21 protein-coding genes are annotated in these 17,483 nt (G+C 52.9%); 9 read left to right on the top strand and 12 right to left on the bottom strand.

Annotated elements, in window-relative coordinates; translation table 11 throughout:
* Positions 1 to 320 precede the first annotated feature (320 nt).
* Positions 321 to 821, top strand: coding sequence for a sodium:proline symporter (locus QOY30_RS04705; protein ID WP_283743477.1), 501 nt, complete (start codon positions 321 to 323; stop codon positions 819 to 821).
* Here the strand turns inward: QOY30_RS04705 and QOY30_RS04700 are convergent.
* The 12 genes from QOY30_RS04700 to QOY30_RS04645 all read right to left on the bottom strand — a co-directional run bounded on the left by QOY30_RS04700 (position 802) and on the right by QOY30_RS04645 (position 12,447).
* Positions 802 to 1,332 carry an SRPBCC family protein gene (locus tag QOY30_RS04700; RefSeq protein ID WP_283743476.1) on the bottom strand — a complete coding sequence of 177 codons (531 nt, stop codon included), beginning with the start codon at positions 1,330 to 1,332 and terminating at the stop codon, positions 802 to 804. The two genes, QOY30_RS04705 and QOY30_RS04700, sit on opposite strands and share 20 nt — an antisense overlap.
* 112 nt (positions 1,333 to 1,444) lie before the next feature.
* Complete coding sequence (locus tag QOY30_RS04695; protein WP_283743475.1) at positions 1,445 to 2,269, bottom strand: alpha/beta fold hydrolase; 825 nt, start codon at positions 2,267 to 2,269, stop codon at positions 1,445 to 1,447.
* A 23-nt stretch (positions 2,270 to 2,292) separates the two neighbouring features.
* The gene (locus QOY30_RS04690) at positions 2,293 to 2,844 is read right to left on the bottom strand and encodes an NADPH-dependent FMN reductase (RefSeq protein WP_283743474.1); all 552 of its coding nucleotides are present in this window, start codon (positions 2,842 to 2,844) and stop codon (positions 2,293 to 2,295) included.
* Between the two features lie 70 nt (positions 2,845 to 2,914).
* Entirely contained in the window at positions 2,915 to 4,210 is a 1,296-nt protein-coding gene (locus QOY30_RS04685) for a paraquat-inducible protein A (protein WP_283743473.1), read from the bottom strand.
* Positions 4,207 to 4,356 (bottom strand): hypothetical protein, encoded by a 150-nt coding sequence (locus QOY30_RS04680; protein WP_283743472.1) that lies wholly within the window; start codon positions 4,354 to 4,356, stop codon positions 4,207 to 4,209. Before QOY30_RS04680 ends, QOY30_RS04685 begins: the two co-directional genes overlap by 4 nt.
* 44 nt (positions 4,357 to 4,400) lie before the next feature.
* A complete protein-coding gene (locus tag QOY30_RS04675; RefSeq protein WP_502958682.1) occupies positions 4,401 to 4,634 on the bottom strand; it encodes a lipopolysaccharide assembly protein LapA domain-containing protein in 234 nt (77 codons plus the stop codon).
* A 76-nt stretch (positions 4,635 to 4,710) separates the two neighbouring features.
* The gene (locus QOY30_RS04670; RefSeq protein WP_283743470.1) at positions 4,711 to 4,998 is read right to left on the bottom strand and encodes a sll1863 family stress response protein; all 288 of its coding nucleotides are present in this window, start codon (positions 4,996 to 4,998) and stop codon (positions 4,711 to 4,713) included.
* 35 nt (positions 4,999 to 5,033) lie between these two features.
* Positions 5,034 to 5,456 carry a BON domain-containing protein gene (locus tag QOY30_RS04665; protein ID WP_283743469.1) on the bottom strand — a complete coding sequence of 141 codons (423 nt, stop codon included), beginning with the start codon at positions 5,454 to 5,456 and terminating at the stop codon, positions 5,034 to 5,036.
* Between the two features lie 72 nt (positions 5,457 to 5,528).
* Positions 5,529 to 7,013: an OmpA family protein gene (locus QOY30_RS04660; protein ID WP_283743468.1), complete on the bottom strand. Its 1,485-nt coding sequence runs from the start codon at positions 7,011 to 7,013 to the stop codon at positions 5,529 to 5,531.
* A gap of 52 nt (positions 7,014 to 7,065) precedes the next feature.
* Entirely contained in the window at positions 7,066 to 8,547 is a 1,482-nt protein-coding gene (locus tag QOY30_RS04655) for an Ig-like domain-containing protein (protein WP_283743467.1), read from the bottom strand.
* 384 nt (positions 8,548 to 8,931) lie between these two features.
* Positions 8,932 to 10,725 carry an ice-binding family protein gene (locus QOY30_RS04650; protein WP_283743466.1) on the bottom strand — a complete coding sequence of 598 codons (1,794 nt, stop codon included), beginning with the start codon at positions 10,723 to 10,725 and terminating at the stop codon, positions 8,932 to 8,934.
* Positions 10,726 to 10,974: 249 nt separating this feature from the next.
* Entirely contained in the window at positions 10,975 to 12,447 is a 1,473-nt protein-coding gene (locus QOY30_RS04645; protein WP_283743465.1) for an ice-binding family protein, read from the bottom strand.
* A 461-nt stretch (positions 12,448 to 12,908) separates the two neighbouring features.
* On the opposite strand from QOY30_RS04645, the gene QOY30_RS04640 reads away from it, so the two are divergent.
* The 8 genes from QOY30_RS04640 to QOY30_RS04605 all read left to right on the top strand — a co-directional run bounded on the left by QOY30_RS04640 (position 12,909) and on the right by QOY30_RS04605 (position 17,359).
* Entirely contained in the window at positions 12,909 to 14,084 is a 1,176-nt protein-coding gene (locus QOY30_RS04640; protein WP_283743464.1) for an AI-2E family transporter, read from the top strand.
* A 245-nt stretch (positions 14,085 to 14,329) separates the two neighbouring features.
* Complete coding sequence (locus QOY30_RS04635; RefSeq protein ID WP_283743463.1) at positions 14,330 to 14,722, top strand: DUF4398 domain-containing protein; 393 nt, start codon at positions 14,330 to 14,332, stop codon at positions 14,720 to 14,722.
* A gap of 18 nt (positions 14,723 to 14,740) precedes the next feature.
* Complete coding sequence (locus QOY30_RS04630) at positions 14,741 to 15,631, top strand: OmpA family protein (RefSeq protein WP_283743462.1); 891 nt, start codon at positions 14,741 to 14,743, stop codon at positions 15,629 to 15,631.
* 36 nt (positions 15,632 to 15,667) lie between these two features.
* Positions 15,668 to 15,826: a DUF3309 family protein gene (locus tag QOY30_RS04625; RefSeq protein ID WP_283743461.1), complete on the top strand. Its 159-nt coding sequence runs from the start codon at positions 15,668 to 15,670 to the stop codon at positions 15,824 to 15,826.
* Positions 15,827 to 15,930: 104 nt separating this feature from the next.
* The gene (locus QOY30_RS04620) at positions 15,931 to 16,242 is read left to right on the top strand and encodes a BON domain-containing protein (protein WP_283743460.1); all 312 of its coding nucleotides are present in this window, start codon (positions 15,931 to 15,933) and stop codon (positions 16,240 to 16,242) included.
* A 72-nt stretch (positions 16,243 to 16,314) separates the two neighbouring features.
* Positions 16,315 to 16,641 (top strand): ElaB/YgaM/YqjD family protein, encoded by a 327-nt coding sequence (locus QOY30_RS04615; RefSeq protein ID WP_283743459.1) that lies wholly within the window; start codon positions 16,315 to 16,317, stop codon positions 16,639 to 16,641.
* A 2-nt stretch (positions 16,642 to 16,643) separates the two neighbouring features.
* Positions 16,644 to 17,021 (top strand): phage holin family protein, encoded by a 378-nt coding sequence (locus tag QOY30_RS04610; RefSeq protein WP_283743458.1) that lies wholly within the window; start codon positions 16,644 to 16,646, stop codon positions 17,019 to 17,021.
* Positions 17,018 to 17,359, top strand: coding sequence for a YqjK family protein (locus QOY30_RS04605; RefSeq protein ID WP_283743457.1), 342 nt, complete (start codon positions 17,018 to 17,020; stop codon positions 17,357 to 17,359). Before QOY30_RS04610 ends, QOY30_RS04605 begins: the two co-directional genes overlap by 4 nt.
* Positions 17,360 to 17,483 lie beyond the last annotated feature (124 nt).

The raw sequence follows: 17,483 nt of genomic DNA, 5'->3' as shown, positions 1-17,483 counted from the left end.
AGCAACCGGGCATTTATCCCGTACTGCTGACACTTGATCGGCGCAGCTCCGATTCGATCCACAAAGGAGAAATATAATGAACATCGCATGGGTATGGATACACATTTTCCTGGCACTTGCATTTGCCGCACTTGTCATCGTTCAGGATGACGCAAGATATGAACGGATAAAACACTAGCAATATTTTCCATTCGTTTTCCTTTCGGGCGAATCGGGCATAGCCAAAGAAGCCCGCAAGGGCCTTGCATGGGGCATGTACGCATGTGTTTCTTGCCGAGGCATTTCTGTTGCAATCCATTTCTGTTGCAATCCGGAATGAGATGAATAACTGCCGCGCAAACCTCAAGTCCGTCTGGTTGTCTATCGTTCTTGCGGGCATCGCCGCGGGCATCGTATCCACACTCATACAGATGCTCCTGTGGCTGATCTTCACCGATGGTTTACCGGCCATTCTGTACCGCGATGCTCGCCTGACTGCGGCAGTCATACTGGGTATTTCGGTTTTGCCTCCTCCTGCGACATTCGATGCCACGGTGATGCTGGTAGCCACGTTGATCCACTTTTCCCTTTCCGTCATTTATGCCGCATTACTGGCATCAATCGCAGCTTTCCTGAAATCCGTTTCTGCGTTTCTGCTTGGTATCGGCTTTGGCGGCATGCTTTATTTGGTCAATCTGTATGGTTTTACAATGATCTTCCCTTGGTTTGACCAAACACGGGGTTGGATCACGCTGATAGCGCACGGGGTATTCGGTCTGACTGCCATTCTGGTTTACCAAGGACTGAACGCCAGGGTATCGGTCAAGAATGCACAACATTGACCAAACGCGCTTTGAGCATGTGTGCCAATGCCTCACCGCCCCGCTGCATGACGGCGTTGTGATTCCACTTGAAGAATGGGCGCGCAAACGGCGCCAACCAGTTCATCCAGACTGGCGTGGTTCTCACTTGCCATTCGAACCGCACGGTGGTCACGTTGCCATCAGTCGTGAATGACCAACGGCCTTGCCCTTCCACATCTCCGCTGGCGGTGCCCACGATGAAAGCCAGAGGGGCAAAATGGATGACACAGATATCAAAAGTGAACCGGTAAGGGAAATATCCGCGCCAAGTGTAACGACGCACACTGCCGATGCCCTGAGCATCACCCGACGCAATCTCCTTGACCTCCACCACATTCAGCCACCATTGCGGCCAGCTCAGCGAATGATAGATGGCATCGCAGACTGTCTCCAGGGGTGCCTCGATATACCAGATGTTCACCAAACGATATTCCCCGAATTTCGAATCCGTTCGCTTGAATACCTTTTCAAGGTTGCCAAAAGGATTCATCAATCATTCCCTATTTCTGGATTGTCTATCCGCCTATACCGCTTGGCTTGTCCGGAACGGACTTGCATGCTCTTTATCCCTTATCCATCCGGTTAATATCTGCGGATGGCACTCATGTTTTGAGGAAAGCCAGCAGGTCGGCATTAAGCTGCTCTTTATGAGTTTCCGCGAGACCATGGGGAGCGCCTGCGTAGATCTTCAGGGTCGCGTTCTTGACCAGCTTGGCTGAGCGCAGCGCCGCGGCGCCGATCGGCACGATCTGGTCGTCGTCGCCGTGAATGATCAGCGTCGGCACGTCGAACTTTTTGAGATCCTCGGTGAAGTCCGTTTCGGAAAATGCTTTGATACAGTCGAAAGTGTTCTTGTGCCCCGCCATCACACCCTGATGCCAAAACGTGTCGATCATGCCCTGCGAGACTTTGGCACCGGGTCTGTTGGCCCCGAAGAACGGACCGCTGGCGATGTCCCTGTACAGCTGCGAACGATCAGCGCTGGTGCCCTTGCGTATTTCGTCGAATTTCCCGATCGGCAAACCGCCGGGGTTGGCATCCGTTTTCAGCATCAGCGGCGGAACGGCGGAGATCAGCGCAGCCTTGGCCAGGCGTTTCGTTCCATGGCGGCCTATATAGCGTGCCACTTCGCCTCCGCCTGCCGAGAACCCGATGAGGACTACCTGTTTCAGGTCCAGTTTTTCAATGAGTTCAGAAAGGTCATCGGCATAAGTGTCCATGTCATTGCCATTCCACGGCTGACTGGACCGCCCATGTCCGCGACGGTCATGGGCGATGCAGCGATAACCATGGGAAGCGAGGAACATCATCTGTGCCTCCCAGCTATCCGAATTAAGCGGCCAGCCGTGGCTGAAAACCACAGGCTGCCCTGCACCCCAGTCTTTGTAATAGATCTGTGTTCCATCCTTGGTCGTGAGTGTGGTCATTTGTTGCCTCCGTATTTTATGTATCAGGCTGTGTGCTTTTTTACCCATGCCACGTAACGGTCCATCCAGCTTTGTAAAAATATCCTGCTGTCCGCACCGATGTTGCCTTCTTCGTCAAACAACCCCGTCTTGGCCTGAATGAACACTTCGGGTTGCCCAAGCGTAGGCATGTCCAGGGTGGCGAGAACGTTGCGCAAATGCTGTTGCGCCATGGCCGTGCCGGTAGTGTCGGGCGAAACACCCAAGATACCCGCAGGTTTTCCCAGCCATGCGCTTTGGCCGAAGGGACGCGAGGCATGATCGATCGCATTCTTGAGCACTCCGGGTATGGAGCGGTTGTATTCGGGTGTGACGAACAGTATGCCGTGAGCACTCTTGATCTCGCTCTTCATTTGCTTGACCGATTCGGCCTGATTATCGTCGTCGTCCTGGTTATAAAGCGGAAGATTGCCGATCTGCAGTTGCTTGAACAAAAAATATGACGGTGCCAAGCTCACTACAGCGTCGGCCAGTTTGCGGTTGAACGAATCCTGGCGTAGGCTGCCGACGACAACGGCGATTTTGTAATCAATCATGACTGCCCCTCCGCAAAGGTTATGGATGAATTAGCCGCGTCAGGTTCACGCTGCGCCGGTAAACACTGCTTTACTTGGGACCTACTTCCACATAGGGGTTCCTGCGCTCCTCTGCATGATGCTTCTTGGTAAGCAGTTCGGACAAGAACAGGGCCAGCAGGGTGTAAGTCAGAAACAGGTAATAGCCCGGTTGCAGGGAAGTGCCATTCGTCGTCAGGAGGACAAGCTCCTCGCCGCTTGAGTTCAAATGGCTCAGCTGGTTGGCAATGATTCCGTCAAATCCGATATAGGCCATGAAGATCGCCACCACCATGACATCGGCCATCGACCACTTGCCGGAATACAGGACAAAGAACCTGATCACCGGATTTCTCCTTGCATGGCGAATATCGAAATAGAATCCCAGCGTCGAAGCGATTTTCAAAAGCGGAAAAATGATACTGAAGGTGATCAGCAGAATGCCGACCAGTTTCATTTTAATTTCCCGATGCTCGATCATGATCCTGAATACGTCCAGTATGCTTTTGCTCTGGAAGTACAACACCTGGTTTTCGAAATGAACCGGGTTGCCCAATAACATGAAACTCATCTGCGATATTTTCGCTTCCATGTCGATCGTGGGTGTGGTGACGCCGGCGGATAGCAAGACAACCAGGATTAAAACGAGGGATGCATAACGCGACGGGGTCAGAGATTCCTTGCTAAACCCTGAAACGACAAAAAGCAGTACAGCCAACAGGATCAACAAAATCTCTTCCTTGACGATCAGATCATGCTTGAGTGCGATTTGATCATTCAGCTTGACCCTGGCAGTTTCGACATCGGCGGAACCTGTCCTGAGAAGAATGCGGGTGAGCTCTGGCGTGTCCTGAAAATCAAAAGTCAGCTTTGAATACTTTTCCAGCTGCTTGCGGAGCACAGCCTTGACTTGGTGTTTTGTCTTCGCTTTCGTCAGCTCATGCATCACCGCATCCGTATATTCCGGTATTCCTTTTTTTATCTCTTTCAGATTGACAAACAGATCGATAAAAGACTGTGAGAGGCGCCCGCCCGCCGTTTCGGAATTGTCCTTCCTGATCTTCTTGTCGACCTGATCGATCAGCGTATTCAACAGAGTTTCGATATGTTTTCGGATCACCCTCTCGTTCGCTCTCGACAGATATAGCTTGTTGATTTCCGCGGCAAGTATGACGGTGACTTGCCGCTTCCATTCGTCGATGCTGAGCAGGCCATATTTGACATGGTTGAGTTCGGCATAATCATTTTTGTTCTGCTGGTTGATCACGGAATTCGAGATGATCTGTTGGCATAGCAGCACTGCCGCGATGACTGTTATTGCGGAGAGAATGATATTGAAGAGTTTCATAGCCCGGCCTGCAGCACCTGCGTGAATGCGACCGGACTTTTCTTCTCCTGCTCATCCGGTTTCGATTCCAGGACAGGATTGGAGTGTTCTGGCGTATCTTCCAGAGTCAGCAAGCGGTCAACTGCAGTTTTCAGGTTGAAACGCATCTGGATTTTGTTGGAGGTGAACAGCCCGGTCCTTCTTGTGCGCTTCAGAATTCCGAGCGTGAATAAACAGCCCTGCCTTTATATTTCCGGTACCGGAGGTAATCATTCAAATACCAACCCAAAGCGAATCCAAATATCAAGGTAAACAAGATCAGCAAAGAACTTGAGATTGAAGCACTCCAGAACAGGAATCTGATTTCGACCGCAACGATATTTTGCGCCACGAAAACCAGTGCCAGGACTGAAAGAACAAGCAACAGAATCAATTTGATATTCATCTTTCAACCCCTTTATGCCGTAACCCGTCACTTCGGATGCCGCAGGTGACCTGACCGGCGCCACCCGCAGCATCGTTCACTTGAACTTAGAATGCGCGTCGGCCACGCCACTTTTCAGATCGTCCCAGACTTTATCCGCGGTCACTTTGACCTGCTCCCAGGCTTCGCCACTGGCCTTTCCCAGTTCCTTCATTTTTTCCGATGCCTCTTGCTGCTGAGCGCGCAGCGCCTTGATCTGTTCGGCACGTTTGACTTGCATGTCAGCCCCGACATTTTCCAGCTTGGCTTCCATCAAATTGATTTGCGCACCCCACTCTTTCAATTGCGCGGCTTTTTTTTGCTTGTATGCTTCCCGGATTTCCATGAAAATCTCCTTCAACCATTGTTGTTTGCACGATCTTATTTTCTCGGCATGACCATCAGATCGTTATTGACTTTTCTGACTCCGGATACGGCACTCGCCATGGCTTTGGCCATATCACTATGCGACTGCGTATCCACCGATCCGCTCAACGTAACCACGCCCTTTACGGTATCAACGCTGATCTGCAACGTCTTGAGACCGGACTCGGCAAAAATTGCTGCCTTGATCTTGGTTGTGATCTCGGTGTCATCGATCGCGACGCCGGCCTTTTCACTTTGCTGGCTCATTTTGTCGCCGACCTTGTCGGCAGTTTCACCAATCTTCTGCCCAACCTGATCCACAGTTCTGTCGATGTTCTTTCCGGCTGTCTCGGCAGGGCCCGGCTTGTCACAAGCCGCGACTCCGCTAATGAGCAGCACCACAATGCCGACCCGCTTTAAGCTCTCCAAAATTTTCATTTCCTTACCTTTCCCAATGCGCATATCGTGAATTCCGGGCTCCGGCTCAATTGCCGAAACCCGGTGCTGTATTTATTTCTTGGGGTAATTGAAGATGATGTTGACCCTGCGGTTTTCCTGCTGGCCTTCCAACGTCGTACCGTAAGCAACCCGGCGAGTGCGGCCGTATGCCTCAGCGGAAAGTCTTGAACGGGAAATGCCTTCTTTCTCGACCAGATAATCCATCACTTTATTGGCACGAAGACTGGATATTTCCATGGATTTTTCCGCGGAGATATGGACTTTCCCGACCATATTGGATGAGTGTCCCTCCACTGCGGCGGTCACATCCGGATTTGCTTTCATGAAATTCGCCACTTCATGCAACTCGCCGTAGTACTGCGGCTGAATATCGGTTTTGTTCGGGTCGAAATCCATTTCCAACGCCATGGTCATCCTCGCGGGTACCACCTTGAGACCGGCGACGTCCGTCGCGCATGCGATGACAGCATCAATACGCCGGTTCATCTGCTGACCTTCCCTGGTGCTGTTGTCCGCAATAGGGCGAGCCTCTCCGTATCCCACTGCCGACAAACGCGCCGGTGCGATATGAAGCGTATCCACCAGATAGCTCACCACGGCCTCAGCCCTGCGCAAGGAGAGTTTCAGGTTGTATTCGCTTGAGCCGACGTTGTCGGTGTGCCCCTCGATCACTGCGGTGGTGTCGGGATACTTGTTCAGGAAGGTTCCCACGACAGCGAGCTTTTCCTTCTCTTCGCGCTGAATCTCGTCCTGCTTGATCTCGAACTGGATGTCGAGAATGCTGCAGTATCTTTGCAGCTTGATGACCGGCACGATAACGAAGATCGGTGCTGCTTCAACGACAGGAGCCGGAGCCGGTGCTTCTTTCTGAACAGGAGCCGGTTTTTTCTCGTCGAAGCGATAGACCAGACCGACCGAGATCATATTAATATCGCCCTTGTTGCCCACGGCATCATCGATGCGGTAGCGTTCTGCTTCGGCGCGCAGCCCGAAAGCCTTGGTGACATCATATTGAAGCCCCAGGCCCGCCTTGTAATTGAGTGCATTCTTGCTGGGATTCGGAATAGTCGGCGATGCAACAGAACCCGTACTGGAAAAACTATCCTGGGCTTGCGCATAGTTCATGCCCAACCTGCCAAACGCGGAAAATTTTTGCGTCAGAGGAAGGATGCCTACCATATCCATACCCACGCCCCGGAGTTTGATATTGCCGTTGAGCGTTCCGGCCGGTACTGTGGTCGCGGTATAACCAAACTGCCCCAAATCAAAATAACTTGCTTCAAGGGCAAAATTCTTGTTCAGCTGATAACCGCCGAAGAGTTTATAGGCTGAGTGGTTGTCGTCGTTAGCGATCGAAGGCGAGGCCAACCCTGCTCCCAGCAACTGGTTGGCGATCCTTGCATCGTCGATCTTCGCTCTGGATTGGCCGATGTTGCCACCGATATACCAGAATGAATCGTCTGCGGCTGCAAATTGACTGGCACATATCGCGACTGCCGCCACTCCCATGGATACTGATGTTCTTGATAATTTCATGTTGTTCTCCAAAATTGGTGATGAATTAAATTTCTGTCTAATACATCAAACCTTACGGGGCTGGGACGTTAACAGTGCTGGGGGGGCCGTTCAGGGCAATCGTGCCGGCATAGATCGCTCCTGCCAGTATCCGGCCGTAGAGCGTCGCAGTACCTGCAGAGTTGGCGTCTCGGCCAGCCAAGATGGTTCCATTGAAGGTCGTGCCCGAGCCGACAGTGGCATCCAAACCGGTTACCCAGAACACGTTTTTGGCTTGAGCACCGCCAGTCAGCGTAACGTCGGCATTCGAAGTCAGCGAGGAACCGACCTGGAAGACCCAGACGGCATTTGCATTACCGCCTCCGTCAAGAACAATATGTGCCCCAACCAGCATCGTGCTGCCGGAACAATAGACGCCCGGAGGAATGCCTGTCGGATAAACGTACAACCCACCCAGATCCGCGCTACCCACGGTTGTTGCACATGCCAGACCTTTGGCATTGTTATACGCGGCCAGCAGGTCGCTCTTGGCCTGTGCAGAAAAAGTATCGTTGATATGTACCGTGCCATTCACGACTGCCGGAGGAAATCCGGTCATTGAAGTGCCGGGGTTCAACGAAACATCCCCATTAATAACCGAGGCGCTGGCAGCAGTAACCGCGGCCGTTGCCATAATCCCGTAGGTGCTTGCTGAACCAAGCGCAATTGCACCGGGTGCGAGCCCCGTACCTGTGGTAAATGACCATGGATTAGGTTTGGTACCTGCAGCCAATGCATTTCCTGCCAGATCCTTAGCGCCGACTTTGATCGTAGCGGTATATGGAGTGCTGGCTGCGAGATTGCTGGTTGGCGTAAAGATCGCAATATTGTTTACCGCGTCGTAGGTGACTGCGCCCAATACGCTTACTGGAGACACCGCGCTGGTTGCCAGCGTAAAGGTGGCCGTACTGAGCGTTGCCTGATCCATCGCCTTGCTGAACGTTGCATCGACGGTGCTATTGAGCGGCACGCCCGAAGCAGCATCTACCGGGCTTGTAAGAGTCACCGTCGGCGGCGTAAGGTCTGCTGCCGAGGCACTAAAGGTCCACACATAGTTACTGGCTGCGGGCAAAGCGGCCTGGTTACCAGCGAGCGCATTGCCTGCCAGGTCTGTGGCCGCGGTGGTGATCGTGGCTGTATACCCCAATCCCGACGTAAGCGCCGTCGGTTTAAAGGTTGCGGTTTTGCCGGCCACTGAGTAGGTGACTGTCGCACCCGGTACGTTCGCTCCGCTGACCGTTTCCTTGACCGTAAAAGTTGCAGCCGCGGTGACCGTAGCAGCTGCCATATCCTTGGAGAACGTTGCCGTGATTGCCGAATTGGCGGCCAGAGTGCCCAAATTGGCAGGGACGGTAACAGTCACTGTTGGCCGTGTCTTGTCTAATTTTGCCGGAAGTCCGGCACCGCCTCCACCCAGGATGGGACTGCTGCTTCCGCCGCATCCCGCCGCTAAAACGGTCAGTAGTATTGCCACAAACCCAATCAGCGGTTTTGTAATACTGTCGATTCTGTTCATTTGTTTCTCCTTTAATTTTCCCGAAAGCGTCGAATCGATAATCCGAACTTTTTGCGGGCACTCAAATCACTGCGTTAATCGATAGTTGCGAAAAATTGTTTGGCTGATTTCCAACTTCAATCCGGTCTGCTCTCATTCATGATCAGATCAGCCGCGGATCGGGCACATCCGTACTCACTGCATTTATCCCCCTTTCCCGCACGCCGCTCTGTGCTCTCGCGCACATAATGGGATTCTTTCGATCACTTTCAGGAAATGCGTTCCGGATGTGCATGCTTCTTTCACGCACAGACCGCCGGATACGATTGGGCAAGCGCAATGCCTACGAAAAAAGGCCGTCTTGCGACGGCCTTTCATTACTGCTTTGCATCTTTACTGCATGCCTTACGGCTGTACGACAGTATTCGAATCCATGAGAACCCCGGTCTTTGCCAACAGCCTGCCCTTTACGGTTGCATTAGTCACGAGTTGGATGTTGGTTGCCGACATGACCACTCCCTCAATATGCGCGCCACCTTGAATAGTCACGCCACCGGCAACCTGCCAGAACACGTTCTGGGGCAGTGCGCCACCGGTCAAGAGTACCTGCACATTGGTAGACTCGCTAAGCGTTCCCGTAGTCTTGAATACCCAGACATCGGTTGCGTTGCCGTTGAGGGTGAGAGTCCCCGGTATCGTAATATTGACACCACAGGTGTAGACGCCAGCGGGAAGACCTGATGCTGCGAAACCACCCCCAGCTGTCAACGCATTATTCACGTCACTCATTGCGCCGACACCCGGGCATTCGCGAGGTGTACCAGTTGCACCTCCTGTCAGCCCGCCACCTGCTGTTGGCTTCGCGGCAGCGGCACTATATGCAGCATTTTTATCGCCTATAGCCGTGGTCAATATCGTGGCAGTGTCAGTCGTCGCCGTTGCACACCCGTTGACTGAACTATAGTCGGCCGCATAGAGCCTGCCAGTCACCCGAGTCGATGTTGAAAAACACTTCGCCGGATCCAGGGCCAACGCAAATCCTGTCATGAAACTTGCTGCAGCCGGACTCACCGCAACATTCCCAGTGATCGTAGCGACGGTGGTACTAGTAGCAATCGGTGTGAACGTAACTGTCGCCTCGTCCAGAATCGCGTAATTAGCGGCAGACAAAAGATTCACGCAGTTCGTACCGCTCGTTCCCCCGCAGACTACTGGTCCCGAAGCAGCTACGGTAACGGTGACGTTATAAACTGCCGTTGTGGCATCCGCCGCATGCACCGTGTAGGCTACCGGACTTGTGAAATTATTCTGCGTACCACCTGCACCGCTCACCTGAGTACCCGTTGCGGCCACTGTTACGCTAGTACCTGTGGTCACGAATGTCGCAATCAAGTTCGTTACGGCTGTCCCGTTTGGCACAGAAACCGCGATGGCGAATGGCGATGTCGTTCCGGTTATGATTCCTACAGACCCGGGGACTGCGGCAAATGAATAGGAAGTAATCGCCTTGGCAGCAACCGGAGCCACAGTGACGGTGACGTTATAGGTCGCCGTGGTGCCGTCCGCCGCTGTGACCGTGTACACCACCGGAGCTGTGAAGTTATTCGCAGTCGTACCAGTCACCTGTGCTAAACCAGCTACCGTTACACCTGTTCCCGTAGTCGCGAATGTCGCAACCAGATTCGTTACGACTGTCCCGTTAGGCACGGTCACCGCGATGGCGAATGGCGATGCCGAACCGGTTATAGTTCCGATAGAAGCGGGATAGGCGGCAAACGAAAAGGAGGAAATGCCATTGGCAGAAGCCACAGCCCAAGAGATGGTGACGGTATAGGTCGCCATCGTGCCGTCTGCCGCTGTGACGACGTACGGCTTAGGCAATGTGAAGTTATTCGCTGTTGTCCCGCTTACCTGATTAATGCCACCCACCGTAGGTGAGCCCATTCCTGTGCTGGTAAATTTCGCAACCAGAGCCGTGAGGGAAGTACCGCTCGGTACGATCACTGCGATCGTCTTAAGCGGTTCGTTTATAGTGACTACGGCCGCAGGATAAGCCGCCAGCGAATAGGCCGTAATGGCCTTGGTCGAACTCGGGGCAACACCTATTCCACCGCCCCCGCCGCATCCGGCGACAAAAGCGACTACCAGTAACGCCATGAACCACCGCAGTGATTTCGTAACGCTTTGAAATTTGTTCATTTTGCTTCTCCTTTTATTGGCCACCGAAAAGCATCGGTGCAATCGATTGATTCTTTAAACTGGCGTTTTGCAATGACTTTAACCAGGGTTAGTTCTGTTCCAATACGGCATTGATACAGCCGGAACCAAATCCCACCGGTTGCACTCTCTCACTTCCATGCATGTTGCTCTGTGCGGTAGCGCTCATGAGCAAATTCCGAGGTAAAGGGAAAAGGCCGTCTTGCGGCGGCCTTTCCACCGCTACCTGCTCTACGGCTGTGTAACCGTAGTCGCATCCAGCACGACCGCAGTCTGCGCGAGCAGCCTGCCGTTGATCGATGAAAGATTATTAAACGTGATCGATGTCTGACCCAGAATGATCCCTGCAAAGTGAGAGTTTGCCCCGATGGTCACGGCACCCGAAACCTGCCAGAAGATATTCTGCGGCAATGCACCTCCGCTCAGAATTACGTTCTTGGCTGAAGCCATGCCGAGCGTTCCCGCCACCTTGAAGATCCATACATCTGTTGAACTGCCATTAAGTGTGAGATCCGTCGGTATGGAAACTGCGCTCCCCCATTCATACACACCGGGTGTAAGTGTCAAGCTGGTCAGCGTTCCGGCACCCACGTTGGTTGTCGCAGCCGATGTGGCTGTCCGTCCTGCGGCATCGGTATATGCAGTGCCCATATCGAGCACGGCAGTGCCCAGGTCGGCAGAGGTCGTCCCTCCCACCAAGTCGGCTGCATATAACTTTCCGGGCGCGACTACTTGCGTGGAGGTGGCATAAGTATCCGTTACGTCATAGGTTTCCGACCATCCGGTCAAATATGTCCTGGCAACCGGACTCACACCCACATTTCCAGTCACGACTGAAGTCGGTATGGTCGAAACGCCAGTCTTTGCCAGAATCGCATAGTTGGCTGCAGTTCCCAGAAGTACAGGAGCCGGTCCTGCGGCTACCGTTGTGCCAGTTGTAAAGCTCCATGTTTTTGCTATAGCCAATGCATTGCCAGCCAGATCCTTGACCCCGGTTGTAACCGTAGCCGTATAAGCGGTGCTGGCCGCAAGGTTGCTGGTAGGTTTGAAAACCGCACTTGTGCCGAAAGACGCGTTTGCACTCACATAGGTCACCGCACCTGGAACAGGCGTGATCCCTTGCATTAACGTGATGTTCGTAACGTTGATTGTCAACGGATCCATTGCTTTGCTGAAGAAAGCAGTGACAGTCGCATTGAGAGCCACCCCGGTTGCCAAATCCGCGGGAACAGTTGAACTCACGGTCGGCGGTGTCGTATCTGCCGCTGCACTGGTAGTAAAGCTCCATGTTTTAGCGGCAGCCATCGCATCACCTGCCACGTCTTTGACTGCGGTGGAAATCTTTGCAGTAAACACGCTGCTGGCCGGTAGCGCTGCCGTCGGTATGAAGATCGCTGTCTTGGTAGTGATATCGTAGACTACTGCGCCTGTTATGACCGCCCCGCCCGATGTGGTGTTCACCAGCGTAAAACTGGTTGCGGTGATCGTTGCCGGAGCCATGTCTTTACTGAATGTGGCCGTGACCTTGCTGTTGGTTGCGACGCCTGTGGCATTTGCAGCAGGGATGGTGTAACTCACTTTTGGCCCCGCAGGCGCTACGGCGACGGCGCCACTGCTGCTCCCGCCGCATCCCGCCACAAAACCCGTCAGCAATAATGCCATGAGCCAAGTCACTGGCTTTGTTACTTTCTCGATTTTGTTCATTTTATTTTCCTCGTTAACTGATTCAAGCAGTATCGGTTCAACCAATCGCCCTTGCTGGCGCTTATTCACTTACGCTCAGTAATATTCTCAAAGGGCAAACTTCGCGGCTTTGTGAATCTCAGCTTGGTCTACAGCAATTCAAAATCAAATCGGCCGAGACAAAGGCACAAGTTGTACAAGTTGTGTTTATCCCCCATTAGTGCACAACGCTCTGTGCACTTGCACACATAGGGAAATTTATCGGTACTACCCGGGCAGGCAGTACCGGATCGTGTTTTGAGGGGAATTTTTCGCCTCATGAGTGCTAGCGCACAGAGTGCATTCTGAGCAAGCGTGAGAATCGCCGTAACCTGAAATCGCGAACCAATCAGCTTCCCCAATGAACTATCAGAGATCAAATCAAGGTGTGCAGAATGCAGGGTGAACGACCAGACAAACACGATGGAAGGGCGATTGAGACTATGTCTGTTGCCACTATTGACAGCATGATTCTCGAAAATGAGACCTTGCGCAGCACCTCGACCGAGGATTCCGCCGCAGTCAAGATCCGTTCGTCCCGTTACTTGCGCATGAATGTGTCGCTCGGCATATTGGCGATCATCTCCTTCGTCGCCGCACTTTATCTTGCACGGGAATTTATTGTGCCTTTGCTGATCGGTATTCTGGCAAGCTACACGTTGACCCCGTTGGTAAACTGGCTCAAGGCTTGTTACGTGCCGCGTCCATTGGGAGCAGCCTTGGTGCTTGCCTTTATTCTCGGGGGACTATTCTGGATCGCATACTCCTTGCATGACGATGCCATGGCGATGATCAAGAATCTTCCCGAGATGACGCGCAAGATGCGCCAGAACCTGAGCGATACGCGCACCGGGCCGACCGCCCTGCAGAACATGCAGGAAGCCGCAAAACAGCTTGAAGGCGCAGCCGCTGATGCCGGTGCGAAGCAAGGGCCGCTTGTCATCCTCACACCATTATCCAAAGAACCGCCATCCTGGCTGAGCGACTACCTGCTTGCACAGTCCACACCGATGATCACCATCATCGGGCAAGCGGTCGTCGTTTTGATACTCACCTATTTTCTGCTCGCTGCCGGAGCACACTTCCGGCGCAAGTTGATTGGCCTGGTCGGGCCCTCGATCACAAAACAAAAGGAGGCCGTGCGCATACTCGACGAGATCAATGTGCAGATACAGCTTTACCTGCTGACGGTGCTTGTTTCGAATGTCCTGATCGGCATCGGAACCTGGCTTGCATTCGGCGCGATGGGCGTGAAGCAGGCAGGTATATGGGGTGTGATCTCGGGCATACTGTCTTTCGTCCCCTATCTGGGCCCGGCCTCGGTCGCGGGTGCCAGTGGAATCGCGGCATTCCTGCAGTTCGGCTCGCTGCTTCATGCGCTTGCAGTCACGGGCGTATCGCTACTGGTGACAGGTATCGTCGGATTGGTATTCATGCCATGGCTACAGAGCAAGTTTGCCCATGTAAACATGGCGGTGATTTTCATCGCATTGCTGTTTTTCGGCTGGCTATGGGGAGTATGGGGCGTGCTGCTTGGCGCACCGCTGGTCGCCATCATCAAAGTGATCTGCGACCGGGTCGATTCGCTTAAACCAATCGGCGCGCTGCTTGGACGCTAGCAGCCATGACTGCAACAGTCCCAGGCAATCAGCGGACACCCATTCGTTCCTTCCTGTTTGCCATCAATGTGCGCTAACGCACTGTGAGCATATTTGAAGAGGTGTTCAATCATTGCGAATGCTCTTTTGTCCGCAAACATCCGGATTGCACATGCTAGCTTTAAAGAGTCAGGTAATCGTTGCAAGCCTACGGAAATCGTTTGTAACGGTTGAGTTCAGCGTTAAATTCATGAATGGAAAATGTGATGAAAAATCTCAATAGCTCCAGAGCGCATCAAACACTACGCGGGATCGGCATGTCACTTGTTGCCGTGATTCTTATATCGGGTTGCGCCAGCGTCCCTCCCCCGATCGAGCAGATGGCAGTTTCAAGGGCTGCACTTAACAATGCCAACAGTGCCGGAGCCAATGAATTTGCACCGGTACAACTCAAGTCGGCGATGGACAAAATGCAAGGTGCCGAGCAGGCAATGACTGCAGAGCATTATCAGCTTGCCAGCCAGCTGGCCGAAGAAGCGGAGGTCGATGCCAAACTGGCCGGACTGATAGCCCGCTCTATCAAAGCACAAAAAGCTGCCGCGGCTATACAGGAAGACAGTCGCGTGTTGCGCAACGAGATCGACCGCAAAACCAAGTAAATCTCAATGGAGTCCATCATGAAAAAAATCCAATACTTTCCCATGGCGCTCATCGCCATCGCGCTTCTGGCGGGCTGCAACACAGTCAGGACCAATTCGGCTCTCACCGATGCACACAGCAACTACAACAATGCAAGTGCCAATCCTGAAGTTACCAATCTTGCACCGCTTGAATTGAAAGAAGCCAACGACTCCCTGTACAACGCAGATACCGCACTGAGCAACGGTGACGACACTGCCTTGGTCAATCATCTGGCCTACCTGGCCAATCAGCGCGTGGCTATCGCAGAGGAGACGGCCAAACGCAAATCGGCTGAATTGGCCGTCGCCAACGCCACGACCGAACGCAATCAGGTTCGTCTGGATGCGAGGACGGCTGAAGCCGACGCGGCAAAAGAACAGGTATCGAGCATGCAGAAGGCCGCTGACCAGCAGAATAAGGAATTGGAGGCTGCCAGCGCCAATTCGGCGAATGACCAGGCTCTGATCGCCAAACAGGCACTGGAGCTCAAGGCATTGAATGCCAAGCAAACAAATCGCGGCCTGGTGGTCACGCTTGGCGATGTGCTGTTCGGTATCAACAAGGCACAGTTGAAATCCGGCGGAACGCGCAATGTGCAAAAACTGGCCGATTTCCTGAAGGAATATCCGCAACACAAGGTGCTGATCGAAGGCTACACAGACAGTACCGGCAGCGACAGTCTTAATCAGGATCTCTCCGAACGTCGCGCAGAGGCAGTACGCAGAGCGCTGGTCGATGACGCGGGCATCAGCAGTAATCGTGTCTCGACGCGCGGGTATGGCAAGGAGTTTCCCGTCGCGAGCAACGATACAGCGACCAACCGTCAACTGAATCGGCGTGTAGAAGTCATCATTTCAGACGATAAGGGCAATTTCGCTCCGCGCTAGTCATCTGTTCCATTAATTCAGACAAGGAAAATTTATATGTCATTGGGAATGATTTTATTGATCATTGTTGTGTTGATGCTGATCGGCGTGATCCCGGCTTGGCCGCACAGCAGGTCATGGGGCTATGGTCCCAGCGGGGGACTGGGACTAGTCCTGGTTGTTTTGCTTATTCTGTTGTTGTTGGGGCGATTGTGATGTGCTCCCAATAATTCGCGGCACGCATGCCGCGAATTGATAGTGCCAATATTTTTAAAATTGCACACGGGTAAATTGACCAACCATCCATCGGGAGATCGAACATGAAACAACTGAAATATTTTGCCGCACTATTTATGACTGTCGCTTTGCTGTTTTCCTTCGGGTGCGCTTCCACGGCAACCAAGGAAAGTACCGGCGAGTATTTCGATGACAGTGTTGTAACCACCAAGGTCAAGGATGCGCTGTTCAGTGAATCCACCCTGAAATCATCCGAGATCAACGTTGAAACTTACAAGGGCATCGTTCAGCTGAGCGGCTTCGTCAGCTCGCAGGCAAACATGGACAAAGCAGTCGAAATCGCAACCGGTGTCAAAGGCGTGCAATCCGTCAAGAACGATATGCAGAAAAAGTGAAATATCTCTTAGCCAATAGTTCAGTTGGCCTTAACGCAGTTAAACATGACATTTCAACCAGGGAGTAAAGCAATGACTACGAAGACAATGCATACAAACATATCGACCTCCAAAGACAAGCTTATGGAAGACTTGCGACTGGTGGTTGCAGATGCAGAAGAGCTTTTGCGCGCGACTGCCAACCAGGCCGGTGAAGGTGCGACAGTCGCACGTGCGCGCATCCAGAAGAGCCTGCAAACCGTGAAGGAGCAATTGGTCGACGCGGAAGACGCCGTGATCCAGCGTACCAGGGAAGCTGCAAAAGTCACTGATCAATATGTCCACGACAATCCCTGGAAAGCGATCGGTATCTCCGCCTGTGTGGGAGCCATCGTTGGGATGTTGATCGCACGGCGCTAAACATGCCGCAAGCTACCGGACTCCTGGAGTCGTTAAAGAGGATGACGAGTACTTTGCTCGCCATCATTCAGACACGGCTTGAATTGCTGGGCAACGAGATCGAGGAAGAGCGGCTGCGTGTCAGGCAAATGCTGTTCTATGGAAGCGCTGCCCTGTTTTTCCTTGGCATGACCATCATGCTGCTGACAGTATTTATCGTCGTGGTGTTCTGGGATAGCTATCGCCTGCAGGTATTGGGCGGACTGACTTTGCTGTTCCTGGTTGCCGGTCTGTCGTTCTGGTACGCCTTGCGCAATCTCGCTAGCGCAAGACCCAGACTGTTTTCCGCGAGCCTGTCCGAATTGTCCGACGATATTGATCGTCTTACTCCGCGCTCATGAACAAGCATCTTGCCCGTATTGCCCAACGCCGCCTCGAACTTCTGGAGCAGATTGAAGTCCAGCGCATGGCAATGGCCGAGACCTCCCTGCATTTGCATAGGCCATTGGCAGTCGTCGATGTCGGCTTGCATGCGGTTCGCATGATCCAAGCCCATCCCGTATTGTTTGCAGGCGGAATGACGGCACTGCTGACATGGCGCCGTCACGGCATAGTCGGCCTTGCAAAAAACGGATGGCGCCTGTTGTATCTCTATCCTTCTGCCATTTTCTTCGGCCTGAAATACCTTGCCTCCGCTCTCGGTTCAAAATCCGAAGATTCCGACAATGAACTTTTGTAAGTCCTAGGGTCGGCATTCTTCCAACGCTCATGCAATCCACAGGAGTATGTAATGTTCAATACCGACTATCACGAGTCCAAACATGAACTGTCCGAAGCAGTGTGCAACATGCACAAGGCCCCAG

Source organism: Sideroxydans sp. CL21 (assembly GCF_902459525.1).
Taxonomy (GTDB): domain Bacteria; phylum Pseudomonadota; class Gammaproteobacteria; order Burkholderiales; family Gallionellaceae; genus Sideroxyarcus.
This window is presented reverse-complemented; position numbering and strand designations above follow the sequence as displayed.